General features: G+C 36.8%; 19 protein-coding genes. 13 read left to right on the top strand and 6 right to left on the bottom strand.

Annotated features, from left to right (window positions below; genetic code table 11):
- Positions 1–22: 22 nt before the first annotated feature.
- From MKX53_RS14280 to MKX53_RS14265, 4 genes are all read right to left on the bottom strand, one after another.
- Positions 23–1162: a zinc-dependent alcohol dehydrogenase gene (locus MKX53_RS14280; protein WP_340912076.1), complete on the bottom strand. Its 1140-nt coding sequence runs from the start codon at positions 1160–1162 to the stop codon at positions 23–25.
- Positions 1163–1325: 163 nt separating this feature from the next.
- Positions 1326–2699, bottom strand: a complete 1374-nt coding sequence (rlmD, locus tag MKX53_RS14275; RefSeq protein WP_340912074.1) for a 23S rRNA (uracil(1939)-C(5))-methyltransferase RlmD — start codon at positions 2697–2699, stop codon at positions 1326–1328.
- A 42-nt stretch (positions 2700–2741) separates the two neighbouring features.
- Positions 2742–3554: a polysaccharide deacetylase family protein gene (locus MKX53_RS14270; RefSeq protein WP_340912072.1), complete on the bottom strand. Its 813-nt coding sequence runs from the start codon at positions 3552–3554 to the stop codon at positions 2742–2744.
- Positions 3555–3606: 52 nt separating this feature from the next.
- The gene (locus MKX53_RS14265; RefSeq protein ID WP_340912070.1) at positions 3607–4503 is read right to left on the bottom strand and encodes a TIGR01777 family oxidoreductase; all 897 of its coding nucleotides are present in this window, start codon (positions 4501–4503) and stop codon (positions 3607–3609) included.
- A gap of 102 nt (positions 4504–4605) precedes the next feature.
- Between MKX53_RS14265 and recX the strand changes: the two genes are divergently transcribed.
- From recX to MKX53_RS14250, 3 genes are read left to right on the top strand one after another with little or no spacing between them, the layout of a single operon-like run.
- Positions 4606–5418, top strand: a complete 813-nt coding sequence (gene recX / locus MKX53_RS14260; protein WP_340763326.1) for a recombination regulator RecX — start codon at positions 4606–4608, stop codon at positions 5416–5418.
- On the top strand, positions 5411–5740 hold the full coding sequence (locus MKX53_RS14255) for a YfhH family protein (RefSeq protein ID WP_093538169.1): 330 nt from the start codon (positions 5411–5413) through the stop codon (positions 5738–5740). Before recX ends, MKX53_RS14255 begins: the two co-directional genes overlap by 8 nt.
- Position 5741: 1 nt before the next feature.
- Positions 5742–6008 (top strand): YfhJ family protein, encoded by a 267-nt coding sequence (locus MKX53_RS14250; protein WP_093538170.1) that lies wholly within the window; start codon positions 5742–5744, stop codon positions 6006–6008.
- A gap of 36 nt (positions 6009–6044) precedes the next feature.
- Here MKX53_RS14250 and MKX53_RS14245 read toward each other — a convergent pair whose 3' ends face one another.
- Complete coding sequence (locus MKX53_RS14245; RefSeq protein ID WP_093538171.1) at positions 6045–7028, bottom strand: metal-dependent hydrolase; 984 nt, start codon at positions 7026–7028, stop codon at positions 6045–6047.
- Between the two features lie 120 nt (positions 7029–7148).
- Here MKX53_RS14245 and mutY point away from each other — a divergent pair, with 120 nt between their 5' ends.
- The 10 genes from mutY (at position 7149) to nikC (ending at position 17981) form a co-directional block, all read left to right on the top strand.
- Positions 7149–8213, top strand: coding sequence for an A/G-specific adenine glycosylase (gene mutY, locus MKX53_RS14240; RefSeq protein ID WP_340912068.1), 1065 nt, complete (start codon positions 7149–7151; stop codon positions 8211–8213).
- 2 nt (positions 8214–8215) lie between these two features.
- Complete coding sequence (fabL, locus tag MKX53_RS14235) at positions 8216–8962, top strand: enoyl-[acyl-carrier-protein] reductase FabL (protein ID WP_340912066.1); 747 nt, start codon at positions 8216–8218, stop codon at positions 8960–8962.
- 416 nt (positions 8963–9378) lie between these two features.
- Positions 9379–9531: a gamma-type small acid-soluble spore protein gene (locus tag MKX53_RS14230; RefSeq protein ID WP_245762747.1), complete on the top strand. Its 153-nt coding sequence runs from the start codon at positions 9379–9381 to the stop codon at positions 9529–9531.
- Positions 9532–9668: 137 nt separating this feature from the next.
- Entirely contained in the window at positions 9669–10208 is a 540-nt protein-coding gene (gene ntdP / locus MKX53_RS14225) for a nucleoside tri-diphosphate phosphatase (RefSeq protein ID WP_093538175.1), read from the top strand.
- A gap of 59 nt (positions 10209–10267) precedes the next feature.
- On the top strand, positions 10268–12019 hold the full coding sequence (locus MKX53_RS14220) for an ABC transporter ATP-binding protein (RefSeq protein WP_340770034.1): 1752 nt from the start codon (positions 10268–10270) through the stop codon (positions 12017–12019).
- A 177-nt stretch (positions 12020–12196) separates the two neighbouring features.
- Positions 12197–13216: an ABC transporter ATP-binding protein gene (locus MKX53_RS14215; RefSeq protein ID WP_340912063.1), complete on the top strand. Its 1020-nt coding sequence runs from the start codon at positions 12197–12199 to the stop codon at positions 13214–13216.
- Positions 13191–14174, top strand: a complete 984-nt coding sequence (locus MKX53_RS14210) for an ABC transporter ATP-binding protein (protein ID WP_340770031.1) — start codon at positions 13191–13193, stop codon at positions 14172–14174. The genes MKX53_RS14215 and MKX53_RS14210 overlap by 26 nt, the downstream gene beginning before the upstream one ends.
- 28 nt (positions 14175–14202) lie before the next feature.
- Positions 14203–15831 (top strand): ABC transporter substrate-binding protein, encoded by a 1629-nt coding sequence (locus MKX53_RS14205; RefSeq protein ID WP_340912060.1) that lies wholly within the window; start codon positions 14203–14205, stop codon positions 15829–15831.
- A 231-nt stretch (positions 15832–16062) separates the two neighbouring features.
- The gene (locus MKX53_RS14200) at positions 16063–17067 is read left to right on the top strand and encodes an ABC transporter permease (protein ID WP_093538180.1); all 1005 of its coding nucleotides are present in this window, start codon (positions 16063–16065) and stop codon (positions 17065–17067) included.
- A 23-nt stretch (positions 17068–17090) separates the two neighbouring features.
- Positions 17091–17981 carry a nickel transporter permease gene (gene nikC, locus MKX53_RS14195; protein ID WP_245762752.1) on the top strand — a complete coding sequence of 297 codons (891 nt, stop codon included), beginning with the start codon at positions 17091–17093 and terminating at the stop codon, positions 17979–17981.
- A gap of 170 nt (positions 17982–18151) precedes the next feature.
- On the opposite strand, the gene MKX53_RS14190 is transcribed toward nikC, so the two are convergent.
- Positions 18152–19234, bottom strand: a complete 1083-nt coding sequence (locus tag MKX53_RS14190; protein ID WP_093538182.1) for an FUSC family protein — start codon at positions 19232–19234, stop codon at positions 18152–18154.
- Positions 19235–19238 lie beyond the last annotated feature (4 nt).

Below are 19238 nucleotides of genomic sequence, written 5' to 3'. Positions count from 1 at the left end.
CTGTCCAATGTATTATATATAATTAAGGTTTTAACACGAATTTAATACTTTCTTCTTCATGATCATGGAAAGTTTTATAAGCATCGCTTGCTTTGTCTAATGGCATACTATGTGTAATAATTTCTTTTGGATCGAATTCACCGTTCGTAATTTTATCAAATAAGGTAGGCATATAATGTACAACTGGGGCTTGTCCCATCTTTAGGGTTACATTTCGTTCGAAAATATTACCTAGTGGGAACATATTATACAATGACCCGTAAACGCCTGTTAATTGAATTGTCCCAAACTTTCTTACTGCGTTTATTCCGATATCTAGAGCACTTAATGTTCCACCCTGGAGTTTTAGCTTTTGTTCCACTTTTTCAACCATCGACATTTTACCGTCCATACCTACACAGTCAATCACTACGTCTACTCCACCGTTAGTAATTTCTTTAATATGTGAACCCATATCATCGTATTGTTCAAAATTATACACTTCAACATTATTCATCTTTATAGAATGTTTTAAACGATAATCTAAATGATCCACTGCAATTACTCTCTTTGCACCTTTCATCCAAGCAAACTTCTGTACCATCAGACCGATAGGACCTGCTCCTAAAACGGCAACGGTGTCTCCTTCTTTCATGCCAGAGTTTTCAACACTCCAATAGGCAGTAGGAAGAACGTCTGAAAGAAATAACAAAGATTCATCTTCTAGTTCACAAGATTCCGGTATTAAGAACGGCAGATAGTTTCCATATGGTACTCGTAAGTATTCTGCCTGACCCCCAGGGAAATTACCATAACGTTCGGTAAAACCAAAGTAACCCCCTGTATCCAAGGCTGGATTATCATTAGAGTTATTGCATTGGCTTTCCATCTCATTCTGACAATAAAAACATTCGCCACATGATACGTTAAATGGAATAACTACTCTATCTCCTTTTTTAACTTTCGTTACTGCTGGTCCAACCTCTTCCACTATTCCCATTGGTTCATGCCCGATGACATAGTCCTTTCGAGTAGGCATGGCACCTCTATAAATATGAAGATCTGATCCACAAATAGCTGTAGTGGTAATACGTACGAGGATATCATCTTGTTTTTCTAATTTGGCATCTGGAACTTCTTTTACTTGGACATCTTTGGCACCTTGATATGTGACAGCTTTCAAAAAAATCTCCTCCTTTAAAAGTATGTTCAATTTAATCTTTCCCTATGATCTCCAAATTAAAACTCATGAAGATATGATGAGGGTGGGGAGTGAGAAAAGTAGTAATCATTAAAATCTGGTAGAAAAAATAAAAATCCCGAGAAATAATTCTCGGGATTTTCTATTATTTTAGTATTAATAATGTTACTGCTTCAACATGTGCAGTTTGAGCAAACATATCAACAGGCTGGATGTATTCTATATTGTAAATTTCTTTAAGAGCAGCTAAATCCTTCGCCAGTGTCGATGGGTTACATGATGTGTAAACAAAACGTTTTGGTTTAATATCCAAGATCGTTTTTAACAATTCATCATCTAAACCTGCGCGTGGTGGATCTACTGTTAATACATCTGGAACGAATCCTTCATTTTTCCACTTTTGTAACCAATGTTGTGCTGTACCATGTACATATTGCGTATTTTTGAAGCCATTTCGCTTGGCATTCTTTTTAGCATCTTGAACAGATTCTTGAATAATATCCATACCACGAACCTCTTTGGCATTTTTTGCAAGCCATAGTCCGATGGTGCCGACACCACAATAAGCATCTACGATTGTTTCTTCTCCTGTAAGAGCCGCTGCTTTTTCGATCTCATTGTACAAATGCACTGTTTGTTCCGGATTTAACTGGAAGAATGCTCGAGCAGATAAATCGAAAGCTAATTCTCCAAGCTTTTCATGAATCGTTTCTTTCCCATGTAAGTTAATCGTCGTATCACCAAATATTAGCGAAGTATCTTCTGCATTGATATTCTGATTAATGGACACTATATTAGGATCAATTGCTCTTATTTTTTGAACTAGTTCTTCTTTTTGATGCATTTTCTTTTGAGTTGTCACAAGGGTAACTTGAATTTGTCCAGTTTTCATACCCGTACGAACGACAATTGTGCGGACGACTCCTTTAGAATTTCTTCCATCATAGATAGAAATTTTCATTTCTTCCAGGAATCTTTTTATTTCATTTGTAATATGGGTAGTAGCCGGGTGTTGAACGGAACATTCGTTAATATCGATTAACATATTGGATTCTTCCGCGTATAATCCAGCAATAACTTTATCGCCTAATTCTCTCACTTGGAATTGACTTTTGTTGCGATAGTGCCATGGGTTTTCCATGCCAATCGTTGGTCTTACATCAATTGATGGGGCTAAGTCCTTCACATATCGTTCTAAAGCCTGTATAACTAAATCTCTTTTTACAAGCAGCTGACTTTCATAAGTCATGTGCTGTAACTGACATCCCCCACAGGATTCATATACTGGGCAAGGTGGAGTAACACGATGCGGAGACGGTTCTCTTAATGTTTTAACTTCTGCTTCGGCATACTTAGGATTTGCTACTGTCACTTTCGCAGTAATTACTTCTCCTGGAAGTGCACCTTTAACAAAAACAACATTACGTTTAAAGAATCCAACGCCTTCTCCATTGATACCAAGTCGTTTAATCGTCAGGGGGAATTCTTGTCCTACTTCTATAACTGATTTTTCACTCATACCTTCACGTCCTTTATAATCTTCCTTCTATTATAAAGGAGTTTATTCAGGAAGCAAAGTAAGCGGAATATCCAGATTATTCATGACTAGATCATCTAGTGTTCCAAATGTATATCCCATTTTTCTAGCATCCTTGATGAACATTGGTAAGCCTTCTGCATTATCAGGAGATACTGTGTGCATTAAGATGATTGCACCAGGGTGGATTTGGGACATTAGCTCATCATAAGCATATTTACCACCTTTTTTCTGATCCTTATGCCAATCAATAAAAGCTACAGACCAAAAGATATGCTGATATCCTATTTCATTGGCAGCCTCTAGCACTTGTTCGTTAAAAGTGCCTTCCGGTGGCCGAGTGACGGTTGTTCGGGTTAATGAAGTTAGTTCACTTAAACGTTTATCAAATTTTTGCAGTTCTTTTTTCACACCATCCTTAGAGAGCCTTGCTAGGTTCGGGTGTCCATATGAATGGTTGCCAATCTGGTGTCCTTCTGCAATCATTCTTTTTACTAAAGGAGTTGCACTTTCTAAATAATGCCCAGTTAAAAAGAATGTAGCTTGAATATTTTCAGCTTTTAAAGTGTCTAAAATACTTTCGGTATAGCCGTTTTCATAGCCGTTATCGAATGTAAAATATAGAATTTTTTCATCTGCAGATCCCTTATATATGGAACCATGTTTTTTGAGCAAGGCATCCATTTCTCCACCTGCTTCTGCTTGTTGTTCATTTGTAGCTTTTTTTAAGCCCCAATGGATTTCCTTATCAGCTTGGGCAGAAAAAGGTTTATTCATAAATCCGATACTTAAAATGATTGTTGCAATAATAATTCCTACTAGGTGAGATTTCCACATAAAAACGCAACCTTTCTTTTTTAAGTAGGTTGCGCCAATAAGAGTCAGTTATTCATTTATAAATAACGCGTAAAGCACTTTCTAAATTAGGAAAGTGGAATGTATAACCTTCATCCAGTAGAACCTTTGGTATAACATGTTGGCCTTCTATGACAAGCTGACTTTTTTCACCTAAAGCAAACTTTAAAGCAAAAGATGGAACGGGAAAATAATGTGGCCTTTTCAATACAGTTGCTAAGGTTTTTCCAAAATCGTTCATCTTTTTTGCATGGGGCGCAGTAATATTAAATGGACCATTAATGGGTTGTTCTATTGCAAATAATAAGGCACTTGCAACATCTTTAACATGTACCCATGACATCCAATTATCACCTGTTCCAATAGGTCCACCAACAAAAAGCTTGTATGGTAATGCCATCAATGGAAGTGCACCTTCAGATTTCCCTAAAATAATTCCGAATCTACCATAAGCAACACGTATCTGAAGCTCTTCTGCACTTTTAGCTTTCAGCTCCCAATCTCGAACCGTTCGAGCTAGAAAGTCAGTACCAACTTCTTTCGATTTTTCTGTATATCTTGTACTAGTCGAGGCTGGATAAATGCCAATCGCACTTGCATTTACTAGTACTTTCGGTTTTACAGCAAGCGCTTTTAATATCCGGAGCAGTTCATCCGTTGTTTGCATCCGACTATCATAGATTTTTTGTTTTTGTACTTCTGTCCATCGCCCATTATTAATGGACTCACCAGCCAGATTTACAAAAGCATCGATGCCTTCTAACTGTTTTTCAGGGTGGGCATTTTCAGATAGCCACTGTACATATGTTATGCCATGTTCCGTTCCCTGTTTAGAACGAGATAGTATATATACATCATGTCCTTTTTGCAACAGTAACTCTGTCAGTTCGCTTCCTACAAATCCAGTTCCTCCAGTAATTGCAATTTTCATTTATCTTTAACCTCCTTCTTAGTTTTATCATAACAGTTCAATCATTTATCACCAACCAACTTATACGCTATAATTGAAGAAAGGCGAATGGAGAGAGTGAAAATGCCGGTTATTACGAGAATTGGACGACAAAAGAATAATAATGAACGGTATAATTTATATTTGGATGAAAAGTATGCATTTAGTTTGGATGAAGCAGTTCTGATCAAGTACCAATTATCTAAGGGCAAAGTCATCGAAGAATTTACACTAGATGAAATTGTTTTTGACGATGAAGTAAGAAAGGCGTTTAACAAAGCCATTAACTTTTTAAGTTACCGTATGAGAAGTGAGTACGAAGTAAAACAAAAACTATTGCAAAATGAGTATGGTGAAGCAGTTATATTAGAAGCAATTCGAAAATTATATGAGTATGGCTTTCTTAATGATGAAAGCTTTACGAAAGCCTTAGTAGAAACACAAAAGAAAAATAGCAAAAAAGGACCTACTGCAATACGTCAGGAACTGAAGAAAAAAGGAATTGATAAAGATCTCCAAGAGAAAGTATTGGGCAATTATTCAGAAGAAGAGCAAGTAGATATAGCGAGAACTTTGGCAGAAAAGATTATTAATCAAAATCAGGATAAAACACCAAGGCAGATAAAACAAAAAGTCCAAGATACACTTCAAAGAAAAGGGTATAATTTTAGTATAATTACCCAAGCACTTTCAACATTCGAATTAGAAAAAAATGAAGAAGAATGGATCGATATAATTGCTACGCAGGGAGACAAAATTTGGCGAAAACATTCGACTAAGTATAAAGGAAACGATTTACGAAGACGTATAAAGACAGCGTTATATCAAAAAGGTTTTCCTGCAGAACAAATTGATCTATATATAGAAAAGAAGGAGTTGGAAGAGCAAGATGAGTGAAAAAAAATATGGTGATATGACTGTACCAGAGCTAAGAACGGAAATTGCAAATTTAAAAGAGAAATCACGAAAAGCCGAGCAACTAGGAATAGTAAATGAATATGCCGTTTACGAAAGAAAAGCATTGATGGCCCAAGCTTTTCTAATAGATCCTGCTACTATTAAACCAGGTGAGATGTACCGAATTATTGGAGATCCTGGTGTGTTTTTTCAGGTAGAATACTTAAAAGGAAGATTTGCATGGGGTTACAGATTAGGTGGAGAAAAATATGAAGAGGCCTTGCCAATATCAATGCTAGAATCACTGGAGGAAAGAAAATAATATGCAAACAAAAATAGATGAATTAACTTTCGCACTTCTAGAAAAAAATGATAAGCTATCTGCTGCAAAGGCAAGAGCTTGGATAGAGTTACTATGGTCAGACTTTGAATCCTCGTATGCCAAAGCTGGATATGATTATAAAGGGGCTGCTGTCACAGAAATGGTCATTAGAAAATGGATAGATGGCTACGGTGCACAGCTACATGAATTTGCAAATACGAACGAGAAGTATAAACATTTATTGGAGACCGACGATTTTAGCAATTAAAAACGCTAGGAAATGTATCCTAGCGTTTTTTCTTTATTAGTTATGTGGGATAAAATCTAGCTTTTTACGTAGCTTATCCTCACTAAATATCCAACCTGTGTAGGAATTGACTATTTCTAGATCTTCATTTAAATGTGCCACGGCTACGAATGGATAAAAGTCATTACTGCGATATCGTAAGTCAATTAGTCTTACTTCATATATATGCTCAAATTCTGTAATCTCCCAGCGGTATATAGGAGAAAACGAAGTAAATGCACTCATATTTTGGTCTTTCAAAGCAGCTTTTACTAAATCAGATTCGGGCAGCGGATTACGTTCGAACTTATCATAAATAGTGATAGATCTGCCGTATGCTCTTCCTACATAATGATGTGTTTTAGAATTTGCAGCTACTCTCCATTGAAAAAATTTCATCGTAGGTGCAACAATAATTTCATCTGCATCGGGAATAGTATGCTTAACAGAATTTTTCACTGCATGCTGTACGGCGAATCGTAAAATATAGTACAGGAAAATAATAGCGTACATAGTAAGAAAAGTTGGTACAGGATTTAAGCTTAACATCCATAAAAGTATACCAACCACATGAATACCAAAAATAATTGGATCAAATGTATTAATAACTCCCAGGGCAACCCATTTCTTTGAAAATGGCCTTAAAGCTTGAGTTCCATAAGAATTGAAGATATCTACAAAAACATGTACAAATACAGCAAGAAAAGTCCATAACCATAAATGCAGTAAATTGGCTTCAGGGAAAATAAGCCATAACACACCTGCTATTAAAATAGGCCATAAAATAACGGCTGGAATTGAGTGGGTAATTCCACGATGATGTCGAATATAAACTGCATTATTGCGTAATTTTAGAACAGTATCTATATCAGGGGCTTGAGAGCCTATAATTGTACCTGCTATAACTGCAGTCGTTGTAAGTGTGCTCCCTGCAACAACGGGGTCAATAAGAGAGAGACCGCCTAGTGCAACACCCATAACAACATGTGTACCTGTGTCCATACAACCAGCTCCTTTAGGATTACAGCTTACTACATCTTAAAATAGATTAGTTAAAAAACAAAGCCGCTACTATTCATATACCCAAATTTAATGTCAATAATCGCAAGGAAGGATTTTACAGTGAACGAATTATACAAAAAAAATGTTAGAGAATCACTAGTTTCATGGTTTTTAGAAGAAAAACGTGACTTGCCGTGGAGGAAAACAACAGACCCATATAAAATTTGGGTTTCCGAAGTAATGCTACAACAAACAAAAGTGGATACTGTTATTCCTTATTATGAAAGATTTATCGCAAAATATCCTTCACCACAATCATTAGCTAATGCAGAAGAAGGAGAACTATTAAAAGAATGGGAAGGATTAGGTTATTATTCCCGTGCCAGAAACTTACAGAGTGGTGTAAAAGAAGTAGTTGAACATTATAATAGCGTTGTACCTTCCAATCGAAAAGAAATTTCCAAGTTGAAAGGTATTGGTCCATATACTGCTGGTGCTATTTTAAGTATTGCATACGGAGTGCCAGAACATGCTGTAGATGGTAATGTTATGCGTGTACTTTCTAGAGTCTTATTGATAAAAGAAGACATTGCGAAGCCAAAAACAAAGAAAATATTTGAAGAGGCAGTAATGGATTTGATAGATCGTGAAAATCCCTCTGCCTTTAACCAAGGTCTTATGGAACTAGGTGCAGTAATTTGTACCCCAACTAAACCAAAATGTCTTTTGTGTCCAATAAGAGAAAATTGCTCTGCATTTTTTGAAGGTGTGCAAGATGAGTTGCCTATAAAAACAATTCAAAAGAAATCAAAGACCCATAAAGTGAAAACCGTAGTTATACAGAATAAGGATGGACATGTATTACTTGAAAAACGAGCTTCTAAAGGCTTACTAGCGAATATGTGGCAATTCCCAATGGTAGAGTTACCAACGCCTAACCATACAGTAGAAGAGATTGTCGAACATGATTACGGAATAGAGATTGAAAAAGGTCCGTTAATCAATGAGTTTAAACATGTGTTTTCGCACCTAGTATGGGAAATGGAAAGTTTTGAAGCAATCTTGAAGCAGGAAAAAGAGCTTCCAAATCGTTGTAAGTGGCTTACTATAGAAGAAATAAATCTACAACCGATGCCCGTCCCGATGTTGAAAATTTGGAATGCATGGAAAGAGAGGGAGATTTGAAAATGACAACAAATAAAGTAGCTTTAGTTACAGGTAGTAGCAGAGGTTTAGGGAAAGCTATTGCTATCGAACTTGCCAAAAACGGATATGATATCGTCGTAAACTATGCTCGAAGTAAAACCGCTGCTCTTGAGACAGTGAAGGAAATTGAAATCCTAGGAAGAAAAGCACTTTTAGTAAAGGCGAATGTAGGAGATGTGGAAAAGCTTCGTGTTATGTTCCACACTATTAAAGAAGAGTTTGGTCGTTTAGATATTTTTGTTAGCAATGCTGCTTCCGGTGTTTTAAGACCTATTATGGAATTAGAGGAATCACATTGGGACTGGACAATGAATATTAACGCCAAAGGAATGTTATTTGGTGCCCAGGAAGCGGCTAAGTTAATGCCAGACGGTGGGAAAATTTTGGGGATCAGTTCTTTAGGGTCTATCCGTTATTTAGAAAACTACACAACAGTCGGAGTTTCAAAAGCCGCAATAGAATCACTCACAAGGTATTTAGCAGTGGAGCTTGCACCTAAAGGAATTGTAGTAAATACTGTATCTGGTGGTGCGCTCGACACTGACGCACTCAAGCATTTTCCAAATCGAGATGAATTACTAGACGATGCCAGAGTAAATACACCAGCAGGACGGATGGTAGAAATAGATGACATGGTCAAAACAGCTATGTTCTTGCTATCTGATGACGCTTCCATGATTAGAGGCCAAACAATTATTGTCGATGGCGGAAGATCGTTAAAAATGTAGTGTCTTACACTCCCACTAATTTTTCAGCTAGGAAGACATAAATGCATAGCGTGCGACGGCCACATCTGAGTAAAACTTCTTATATTGGTATAATGAAGACTGTCTATCTAAACTTGAAGGCGAAGATGCAAATGTAAGCTAGATTCATAAATGACTATCTATTTATAGTAGCTATTACTTCATACACAGTGGTCGGTTGGATGTGCGCCTTCCAAGCCGCATGAGCGCGAAGAATGAGACGTTAAAAGGGTGAAGGAACGGAGTGACTCATCCTTAAAGGCTCATGCGTAGCGTGCGGCAGCGCACATCCGTGTAGAAATTTCTTTTATTGCTAGTACTCTATATGAAATTGACTCAAAGAATGAATAAAATTATGCCATCTGCACATGATAGGAATGTACGGAGGTGAACAATCCATGAAGAATAACAGAAAACAGCAGAACCAAAACCAAGAGTTTGCTTCTGAAACTGATATTCAAAAAGTTAAAGAACAAAATCGTCAAGCAGAGTTGAAAAAACAACAAGCTAGCGGTCCACAAGCAAATCGTTCTTCTAACCGAACTAAATAACATGGATTCACCAAAAATCAGCGAGGGTAAATAACCCTCGCTGATTTTTTTACTATAGTTTTTTACATTGAATTGCTATAATAAGAAAATAAGTATAAAAATTCTAAATTTACGCTTGATGAAAAGGTGGCTAAATCATGGCGATTCCAAATGAAGGAGAAACTATTCAAATTCACAGCTACAAGCATAATGGTCGAATCCACCGGGTCTGGCAAGAAACGATGGTTTTAAAAGGAACCAAAAATATTGTAATTGGAGCAAATGAACGAACACTTGTAATTGAATCCGATGGTAGAACTTGGATTACTAGAGAACCTTCTATTTGTTACTTTCATGCAGAATATTGGTTTAACATTATTTGTATGCTACGAGAAGATGGTGTATACTATTACATCAACATGAGTTCTCCATTTGTCTATAACAATGGAATGCTAAAGTACATTGATTATGATTTAGATGTGAAGGTATTTCCTGATATGACCTACACAATTCTGGATGAAGACGAATATGAGCAACATAAAAAAGAAATGAAATATCCAGAAGAAATTGATGGTATTTTAAATCGAAATGTCGAGAAGCTCATTTCCTGGATCAAACAAAGAAAAGGTCCGTTTGCACCAGATTTTATTGAGGCTTGGACAAGTCGTTATCATTTTCAAAAACAGTTGAATGAGTAGTTAGAGAAACCTGTTGAAATATGCAACAGGTTTTTCTCATGGTAGAAGGGAGTTTTTATATGAATTCGATGAAAAGATATATGGAATTTGTAAAACCGTATAACTTTCAAATTTTCTTGACAATCGTCATAGGGGTTATAAAATTTGCTATCCCATTATTTATTCCGATTCTTATCAAGATTGTAATTGATGATATTATCGGAGCAGAAGCATTAACCAATGATGAAAAAATGACTCAATTAATATATTGGCTTGGCGGGACTGCATTAGTATTCTTAATCGTTCGACCACCAATAGAGTATTATAGACAATACTTAGCGCAATTAGTGAGTAATAAAATCTTGTTTGATATACGTAAGAAAATGTATATCCATTTACAAAAGCTTAGCTTAAAGTACTACTCCAACACACGTGCTGGTGAGGTTATTTCTCGAGTTATCAATGATGTGGAGCAGACGAAAAATTTTGTCATGATTGGATTGATGAACGTCTGGTTGGACCTAGCGACTATTTTAATCGCTATCGGCATCATGTTAACGATGAATGTAAAGCTTACTTTAGTTACATTATTAGCATTTCCGTTCTATGCATTCAGCGTTAAATACTTCTTCGGAAGATTACGGGATTTAACAAAAGAGCGTTCTCAAGCATTAGCTGGTGTTCAAAGTTACTTACATGAGCGTGTACAAGGAATGAGTATTATTAAAACCTTTACGCTAGAAAAGCATGAACAAAAATTATTTAATGAGACAAATGGAGAATTTTTAGATGCAGCAGTAAAACAAACAGTATGGAATGCAAAAGCATTTGCAGTAGTTAATACGATTACAGATATTGCTCCTTTACTTGTTATTGCTTATGCGGGTTATGAAGCTATTCATGGAAGACTTTCTGTAGGGACAATGGCTGCATTTATTGCTTATGTGGAGCGCTTATACAGCCCGTTAAGACGTTTAGTCAATTCATCCACAACATTAACGCAATCATTCGCTTCGATGGATCGTGTATTTGAGCTAATGGATGAAGAGTATGATATTGTCGATAAAAAAGGTGCTTCTACTTTAGGAACCTCTAGCGGAGAAGTGACATTTTCTAACGTATCATTCCAGTATGAAAAAGATGGACATATGATTTTAGAGGATATCGATTTCCGTGTTAATGCAGGTGAAACAGTAGCTTTTGTAGGTATGAGTGGCGGCGGTAAATCGACTATTATTAGCTTAATTCCTAGATTTTATGATGTTACTAAGGGACAAATACTAATTGACGGTAAGGATGTTCGTGATGTCACCATTGAATCCTTAAGAAAGCAAATCGGTATAGTGCTACAAGATAATATTCTTTTTAGTGATTCGGTCAAGTCCAATATTTTAATGGGGAAACCTGGTGCTACAGATGAAGAAGTAATGGAAGCGGCTATAGCAGCAAACGCACATGACTTTATCATGGAGCTTCCTGAAGGATATGAAACAAAAGTCGGAGAGCGTGGAGTGAAACTTTCAGGAGGTCAAAAGCAGCGTGTTGCGATCGCCAGAGTATTTTTGAAAAATCCATCTATTTTAGTTCTAGATGAAGCAACTTCAGCATTAGACTTAGAGAGTGAATCTTTAATACAGGATTCTTTAGAGAAGCTAGCTTCCAATCGTACGACCATAATCGTAGCACACCGTCTATCTACTATTACGCATGCCGATAATATAATCGTTATTGAAAATGGTAAAGTGATTGAGAACGGTTCACATGCGCAATTGATGAAACAAAAAAATACTTATTACAATCTATTTCAAATTCAACAACTTGATACAGAATAATTACTCAAACATCTTATAAGTGTTTCTTCCGCTTATAAGATGTTTTTTTATATTTAGGAAGGGAGGATAGTCGTATGATTTTTCAGAAAAGTGTTGCATAACAGAATTTTTTGTGTAAAATATCATTTATAGTACTTTAGTTAGAAGATTCGAATATTTGTGAAAAGAGGGAACATCATGAGTGAACGACAAACAATTTTGGAAGTGAAAGATCTTCAAACGTCCTTTTTCACAGATGATGGTGTTATTCCATCCGTAGATCATATTGATTTTCATGTAAGAGAAGGCGAGATTCTAGGTATTGTTGGAGAATCAGGATGTGGAAAAAGTGTTACTTCTCTTTCCATCATGGGACTAGTTCCAAGTCCACCAGGGAAAATTACGAGTGGTCAAATATTGTTTGAGGGCAAAGACTTAACAAAGTTTTCTGAGAAAGAAATGCGCAAAGTCCGCGGCAACGATGTGGCAATGATTTTCCAAGAACCAATGACATCATTAAATCCTTTATTTACAATTGGAAATCAATTACTAGAGGCAATAACCTTACATAAGAAAGACTGGAACAAAAAGAAAGCGAAAGCAAGAGCGATAGAAATGCTAAAACTAGTTGGACTTCCGAGAGCAGAAGAACTTATGAATGACTATCCACATCAGCTCTCCGGTGGAATGAGACAACGTGTAATGATAGCTATGGCATTAGTTTGTGATCCCAAGCTCTTGATAGCTGATGAACCGACAACAGCTTTAGATGTAACTATTCAAGCCCAAATATTAAAGTTAATGCGCGAGTTAAATGAACGGCTGAATACGGCGGTAATATTAATAACGCATGATCTAGGCGTAGTAGCTGAAACTTGTGAACGAGTTGTAGTGATGTATGCAGGAAAAGTAGTAGAAGAGGGCACCGTGGATACAATCTTTAATAACCCACAGCATCCATATACAAAAGGTTTAATTGCTTCTGTTCCAGATATGCGATATAAAAAACAGCGCCTCTACTCTATTCCTGGGAGTGTTCCAAAACCTGGATCCATCAAACAAGGTTGCAGATTTGCAGCTCGCTGTGAATTTGTAGTAGGAAGATGTACGGAAGAAAATCCTCCTCTATATGAAACAGCTGAAGGTCATAAAACAAGATGCTTCTTATACGATGAAAAGGAGGTTTTGGAAGATGACAGAGCCGCTGTTAAAAGTTGAAGGATTGAAAAAGTATTTTCCAATACGTACTGGGATGTTAGGAAAACATACAGGTAATGTGAAAGCTGTAGATGATATTTCTTTCTTTGTAAATGAAGGAGAAACTCTAGGAATAGTGGGTGAATCTGGTTGTGGTAAATCTACTACAGGCAGGATGCTTATGAGATTACTAGAGCCTACTGAAGGAAAAGTGACGTTTAACGGAAAAGATCTAACGAGTATTTCAAATGATGAGATGAGAAAAGCTAGACGTGAAATACAAATGGTATTCCAAGATCCTTATGCTTCTTTAAATCCTCGTCATACAATTGAAAAGATTCTAATGGAGCCTTTAATTGTCCATAATATTGGAGACCCAAAGAGTAGAAAAAAGAAAGTACATGACTTTCTAGAAATTGTCGGTTTAAGTAGCTATCATGCCAAACGTTATCCACATCAATTTAGTGGAGGACAAAGGCAACGTATAGGAATAGCAAGAGCATTGATGACTAATCCGAAGTTGATAATAGCGGATGAGCCAGTGTCGGCACTCGACGTTTCGATACAGGCACAAGTCTTGAATCTCATGCAAGATTTACAGAAGGAGCTCAAGTTAACTTATATCTTTATTGCTCATGATTTGGGAGTTGTTCGCCATATCAGTGATCGTGTAGGGGTAATGTATTTAGGAAGAATGGTAGAACTCGCTACAAGTGAATCCATGTACGCTGAACCTTTACATCCTTATACAAAAGCTTTACTTTCTGCAGTTCCAGTTCCAGATCCGGAGTTTAAACGGGAACAAATTATTTTAGAAGGAGACATTCCAAGTCCCTCAAATCCACCTTCTGGGTGTACCTTCCATACAAGATGTCCTTTTAAGATGGATATTTGTGTGAAGGATGTTCCACAATTACAAGAAGCTAAAACAGGTCATTTTGTTGCATGCCATTTATATAATGAGCAATTGCAGCATTGATAATAAATAAATAATTGGAGGGGTCCAAATGGGAAAAACGAAGATATGGTCATTTTTGCTGCTGATGTTCGTTGCACTTACTATGGTACTTGCTGCGTGTTCATCTGACGATTCATCAGACGGCGATACAAAAAAAGATAATGACAAGGGAACTACAGAAACTGCGGAAGATAAAGTATTAATCTTTGGTCGTGGAGGAGATTCTGTTTCACTCGATCCAGCTGCTGTAACGGATGGTGAATCATTCAAAGTTACACAAAACGTGCAAGAAACTTTATTAAACTTTGGTGAGCAAGATACAACAATTAATGAAGGATTAGCTACAAAGTGGGAGCCATCTGAAGATGGACTTACGTATACATTCACACTTCGTGAAGGTGTAAAATTCCATGATGGAACTGATTTTAATGCAGAAGCAGTTGTTAAAAACTTTGAACGTTGGGCTAGCGGTTCTGAAGATCTATTCCCCTATTATGGGTCTATGTTCGGTGGATATGCTGGTGATGAAGGTCATGTAATTGAATCAGTTACTGCTGAGGGAGATTACACGGTAATATTCAAACTTACGCGTGCACAAGCACCTTTCTTGAAAAATATTGCAATGAGTCCATTCGCTATTGCAAGTCCAACTGCATTTGAAGCAGCAGGAGATAAATATGGAGATAGCCCAGTTGGTACTGGACCATTCAAATTTGTAGAGTGGAAACGTAATGATTCTATTACTATTGAAAAGTATGAAGAGTATTGGAATTCGGAAGAGCCGAAATTAGATCGTGTTGTTTTCCGTGCAATTCCTGATAACTCTGCTCGTTTAAACTCTCTTTTAACTGGAGAAATTGATTTAGCTGATGGTGTAAATCCTTCGGACGGAGCTACAGTTGAGTCAGAGGCAGCTCTACAACTATTCGAACGTCCATCTATGAATGTTGGGTACCTTGGGTTAACAAATACTCGTCCTCCATTCGATAACCCAAAAGTTCGTCAAGCTGTAAACTATGCAATTGATAAACAAGCTATTGTGGACGCTTTCTTTGAAGGTCGTGCAGAGGTAGCGAAAAACCCTATGCCATCTTCTATTAGTGGATACAATGAAGATATTCCGGGTTATGAGTACGATCCAGAAAAAGCGAAGCAATTATTAGCAGATGCTGGTATGGCTGACGGTTTTGAAATGGAACTATGGGCAATGCCTGTACCACGTCCTTATATGCCAGATGGTGCAAAAGTTGCTGAAGCTATTCAAAAGAACTTAGCTGATGTTGGTATTACTGCTAATATCGTATCTTACGAATGGGCTACTTATTTAGAAAAAGCTAAAAATGGTGAAGCAGATGCATTCTTATTAGGTTGGACTGGTGATAATGGAGATGCGGACAACTTTATCTATGTTTTACTTGACGAAGATAATATCGGAAGTAACAACTATAGCTACTACAAAAACGATGAGACACATAAAATCTTAATCGAAGCACAAACAGAAGTAGACGAAGACAAACGTAATGAACTTTATAAACAAGCACAAGAATTAATCTTTGAGGATGCTCCGTGGGTTCCACTTGCTCACTCAACACCATTACTAGCTGGAGATGCTGAAATTACTAATTTCTTCCCACATCCAACTGGTTCTGATAGATTAAACAAGGTCGACTTTAAGTAATAAGCTTAAGGGGGGAGGTCTTCGTGATTTCTCCCCTTTATTCATTAAATTAGATATTGTATTTATTCAGCATTTGTTTAGCTCCTACGTCTAGTCCCTCGAGTTGCTTCAAGATATCAGGGGCGTATGATGAGGGTCAGTAGTTGTGACACGACGATCATAATCATATACTGACTTCCAATTACATAGGCGTTTGTGCTTTTCTTAATTTAAATTAGAGAGGTGAAGAAAATGCTTCACTATATCGGTAAACGATTATTACAATTGATACCTGTATTACTTGGTATGACATTTGTTGTTTTCATGATCATACGAGCAATTCCTGGTAATCCCGCACAAGTAATATTAGGACAATTAGCATCTAAAGAAGCGATAGAAGCATTGGAGATTAAACTAGGCTTGAACCAGCCTTGGTATACACAATACTTTGACTATTTAGCTGGTCTCCTAAAAGGTGATTTGGGCGAATCTATGCGAACGGTTCAACCAGTTGCTAAAGAGATTTGGCCATACTTGGCTGCAACAATGGAGCTAGCTTTCTTTGCCATTATTATTGCAGTAATAATTGGAGTTAATGCAGGTATTATATCGGCTTGGTTCCAAAACTCTTGGTTCGATTATATGGCAATGGTCTTAGCTTTAATCGGAGTATCCATGCCAATTTTTTGGTTAGGTTTGATGGAACAGTGGATTTTTGGTATTGAATTACAATGGCTTCCAACGACTGGTCGAGAAGAGGTTCGAGATCCCATTAACTCCATCACGAGCTTGTATGTAATAGATACAATTATACAGGGAAGATTCGATCAACTAGGTACTGTACTGAAACATTTAATATTACCTGGTATTGCGTTAGCAACAATTCCTATGGCGATAATTGCTCGTATGACTAGATCAAGTATGCTTGAAGTAATGAGAGCGGATTATGTTCGTACTGCTAGAGCTAAAGGGCAGAAAATGTTTTTTGTAGTTTACAAACATGCTTTAAAAAATGCAATTATACCCGTATTAACTGTAATTGGACTTCAAACTGGGCTTTTACTTGGAGGCGCTATTTTAACGGAGACTATCTTCGGATGGCCAGGAATCGGCAGGTATATTTACGAAGCTATCTCGTTCCGTGATTATCCAGTAATTCAGTCCGGTATATTGGTTGTTGCTTTTATATTCGTGATGATTAACTTATTTGTAGATATTTTATATGGGTTAGTAGATCCGAGGATTAAATATGATTAAAAGGAGGAATAGATATGTCCGAAATGGTTCCGAATGCGACAAATGATCAACTAATAGTAACTAAAGAAACGTCGACCGGTCCTTGGCGAGATGCATGGCGTAGCTTTCGAAAAAACAAAGGAGCGCTTGTAGGAGCAGGGATTGTCTTATTCTTCTTATTTTTAGCATTTTTTGGTCCTTGGCTTGCACCACAAGGTATTAATGATCAGCTTTTAACAGATCGATTGAAACCACCGTCTAGTAAGTATTGGTTTGGTACGGATGATTTTGGTCGTGATATATTCTCTAGAATTATTTATGGAGCTAGAATCTCCTTAATGGTAGGGTTTTTCTCTGTTATTGGTTCTGTAGTAGCTGGTAGTATTTTAGGTATTATTGCAGGTTACTATGGGAAATGGATAGACATGATTATTTCAAGAATTTTCGATATCATGTTAGCTTTTCCAAGTATATTATTGGCCATTGCTGTAGTTTCTGTCTTAGGACCGTCTTTACAAAATGCATTGATTGCTATTGCGATTATTAATATTCCTAACTTTGGTCGCCTAATACGCTCGAAAGTTCTAAGTATTAAAGAAGAAGAGTACATAACATCTGCTAAAGCAATTGGGATGAGGGACATTCGAATTTTGTTTTCTCATATTCTACCTAATTCTATGGCACCGGTTATTGTTGCAGGAACACTGGCAATCGCTTCAGCTATTATTGAAGCAGCTGCTCTAGGGTTCTTAGGATTGGGAGCTCAAGCGCCTGCTCCTGAATGGGGGAAAATGCTAGCGGATGCCCGTATGTATTTAAGAAATGCACCGTGGACGATGATTTTCCCAGGAGTAGCAATAATGTTAACAGTTGTAGGATTTAACTTGATGGGTGATGGACTCCGAGATGCACTAGATCCGAAGATGAAAAATTAATAACCCTGCCACTTAGCATTCTAACGCTAAGTGGCATTTTTTTAGAAGAACTTTTACGAGGCGTAACTAATTTACTTGTTGTATTTGCTAAACAATAATCGGACGATCCAACTACTAATATCTAAAAAAAACTGGTTGGTCGCGAGAAAACTCACGATCAACCAGTTTTTTTAATAAGGCGTTTCTTCAATTTCAACAGTCAGCTCTTCGCTATGAAAGTTTTGATATGAGGTGATGAGTTTATCCACATGTTCCAATTGTTCCTCATAGCTTAAAATAGCAGATAGTAAATGTAGCAGATGGTATGAAGAAAACTCCTCTTCCATTTGTGTAATAGTAATTTGTTTGACGAAAATATCCATTACTTCTTGCCTTTGTAAAAATGCCTCGGAATCGTTCTCTTCAATATGCTCGGGTCTTAACTTACCGATGAATTTCAAATGGAGCTGTTCATGATAGGTTAATAGAGTATCCAATCTTTCCTTTATCATCATTAGAAAATGTTCGGGAAGAAGAGTAAATTCATGCTCATGGTGATGCAACTTTTTTAGTACATCTAAGCTTTTATAGGAAGCCGAAATTAATTCGCGGTAGACGACTAATTTTCTTCCCTTTGTGTGGTTTGCTTTCTTAGTGTATCCACGTTCTTCTTTAAAGAATGAGTATATTTGATCAACACGAACAAGTCTTTCATTTAATTGACTAATGGTTTGTTTAGTCGATTGATGATCGGATGCTTGTCGAACTGCTATTCGTAACCAACGAATTATTTCGTCCTGTGTATAGTGAATTGCATTGAATAGCTTCTTTTCAAACTTAGGAGGTAAAAATACTAAATTCACAATAAAAGCAGATATTACTCCAACTAGAATGGTAGCAAATCGTAATACTGCAAATAGTAGAAAGTCATCTCCTTGTATTTCCATAATCGCAATTACCGTAACAAGAGCTAGTGTTAAGGCTTTCTCTAATTTTAGTTTAAGCATAATTGTAATGGTGATGATTGCGGCAAATCCTACGATTACATAATCTTTACCGAAAACTAAAGAGAAGATAACTGCAACAATGGCTCCGATTAAGTTCCCTTGAATTTGTTCAGTGGCTGTTTTATACGACCTATATATAGAAGGTTGAATGGCGAAAATAGCTGCTATTCCTGCAAATACAGGATTGGGAAGCTGAAGTAATTCAGCTATGAATAAAGAAAATACAATAGCTACTCCAGTTTTAAATATTCGAGCTCCTAATTTCATTAAA

The sequence above is a fragment of the Psychrobacillus sp. FSL K6-4615 genome (assembly GCF_038008225.1).
GTDB classification, from domain to species: Bacteria; Bacillota; Bacilli; order Bacillales_A; family Planococcaceae; genus Psychrobacillus; species Psychrobacillus psychrotolerans.
Note: the sequence above shows the minus strand (reverse complement) of the source record. Positions and strands in the feature narration are given on the sequence as shown.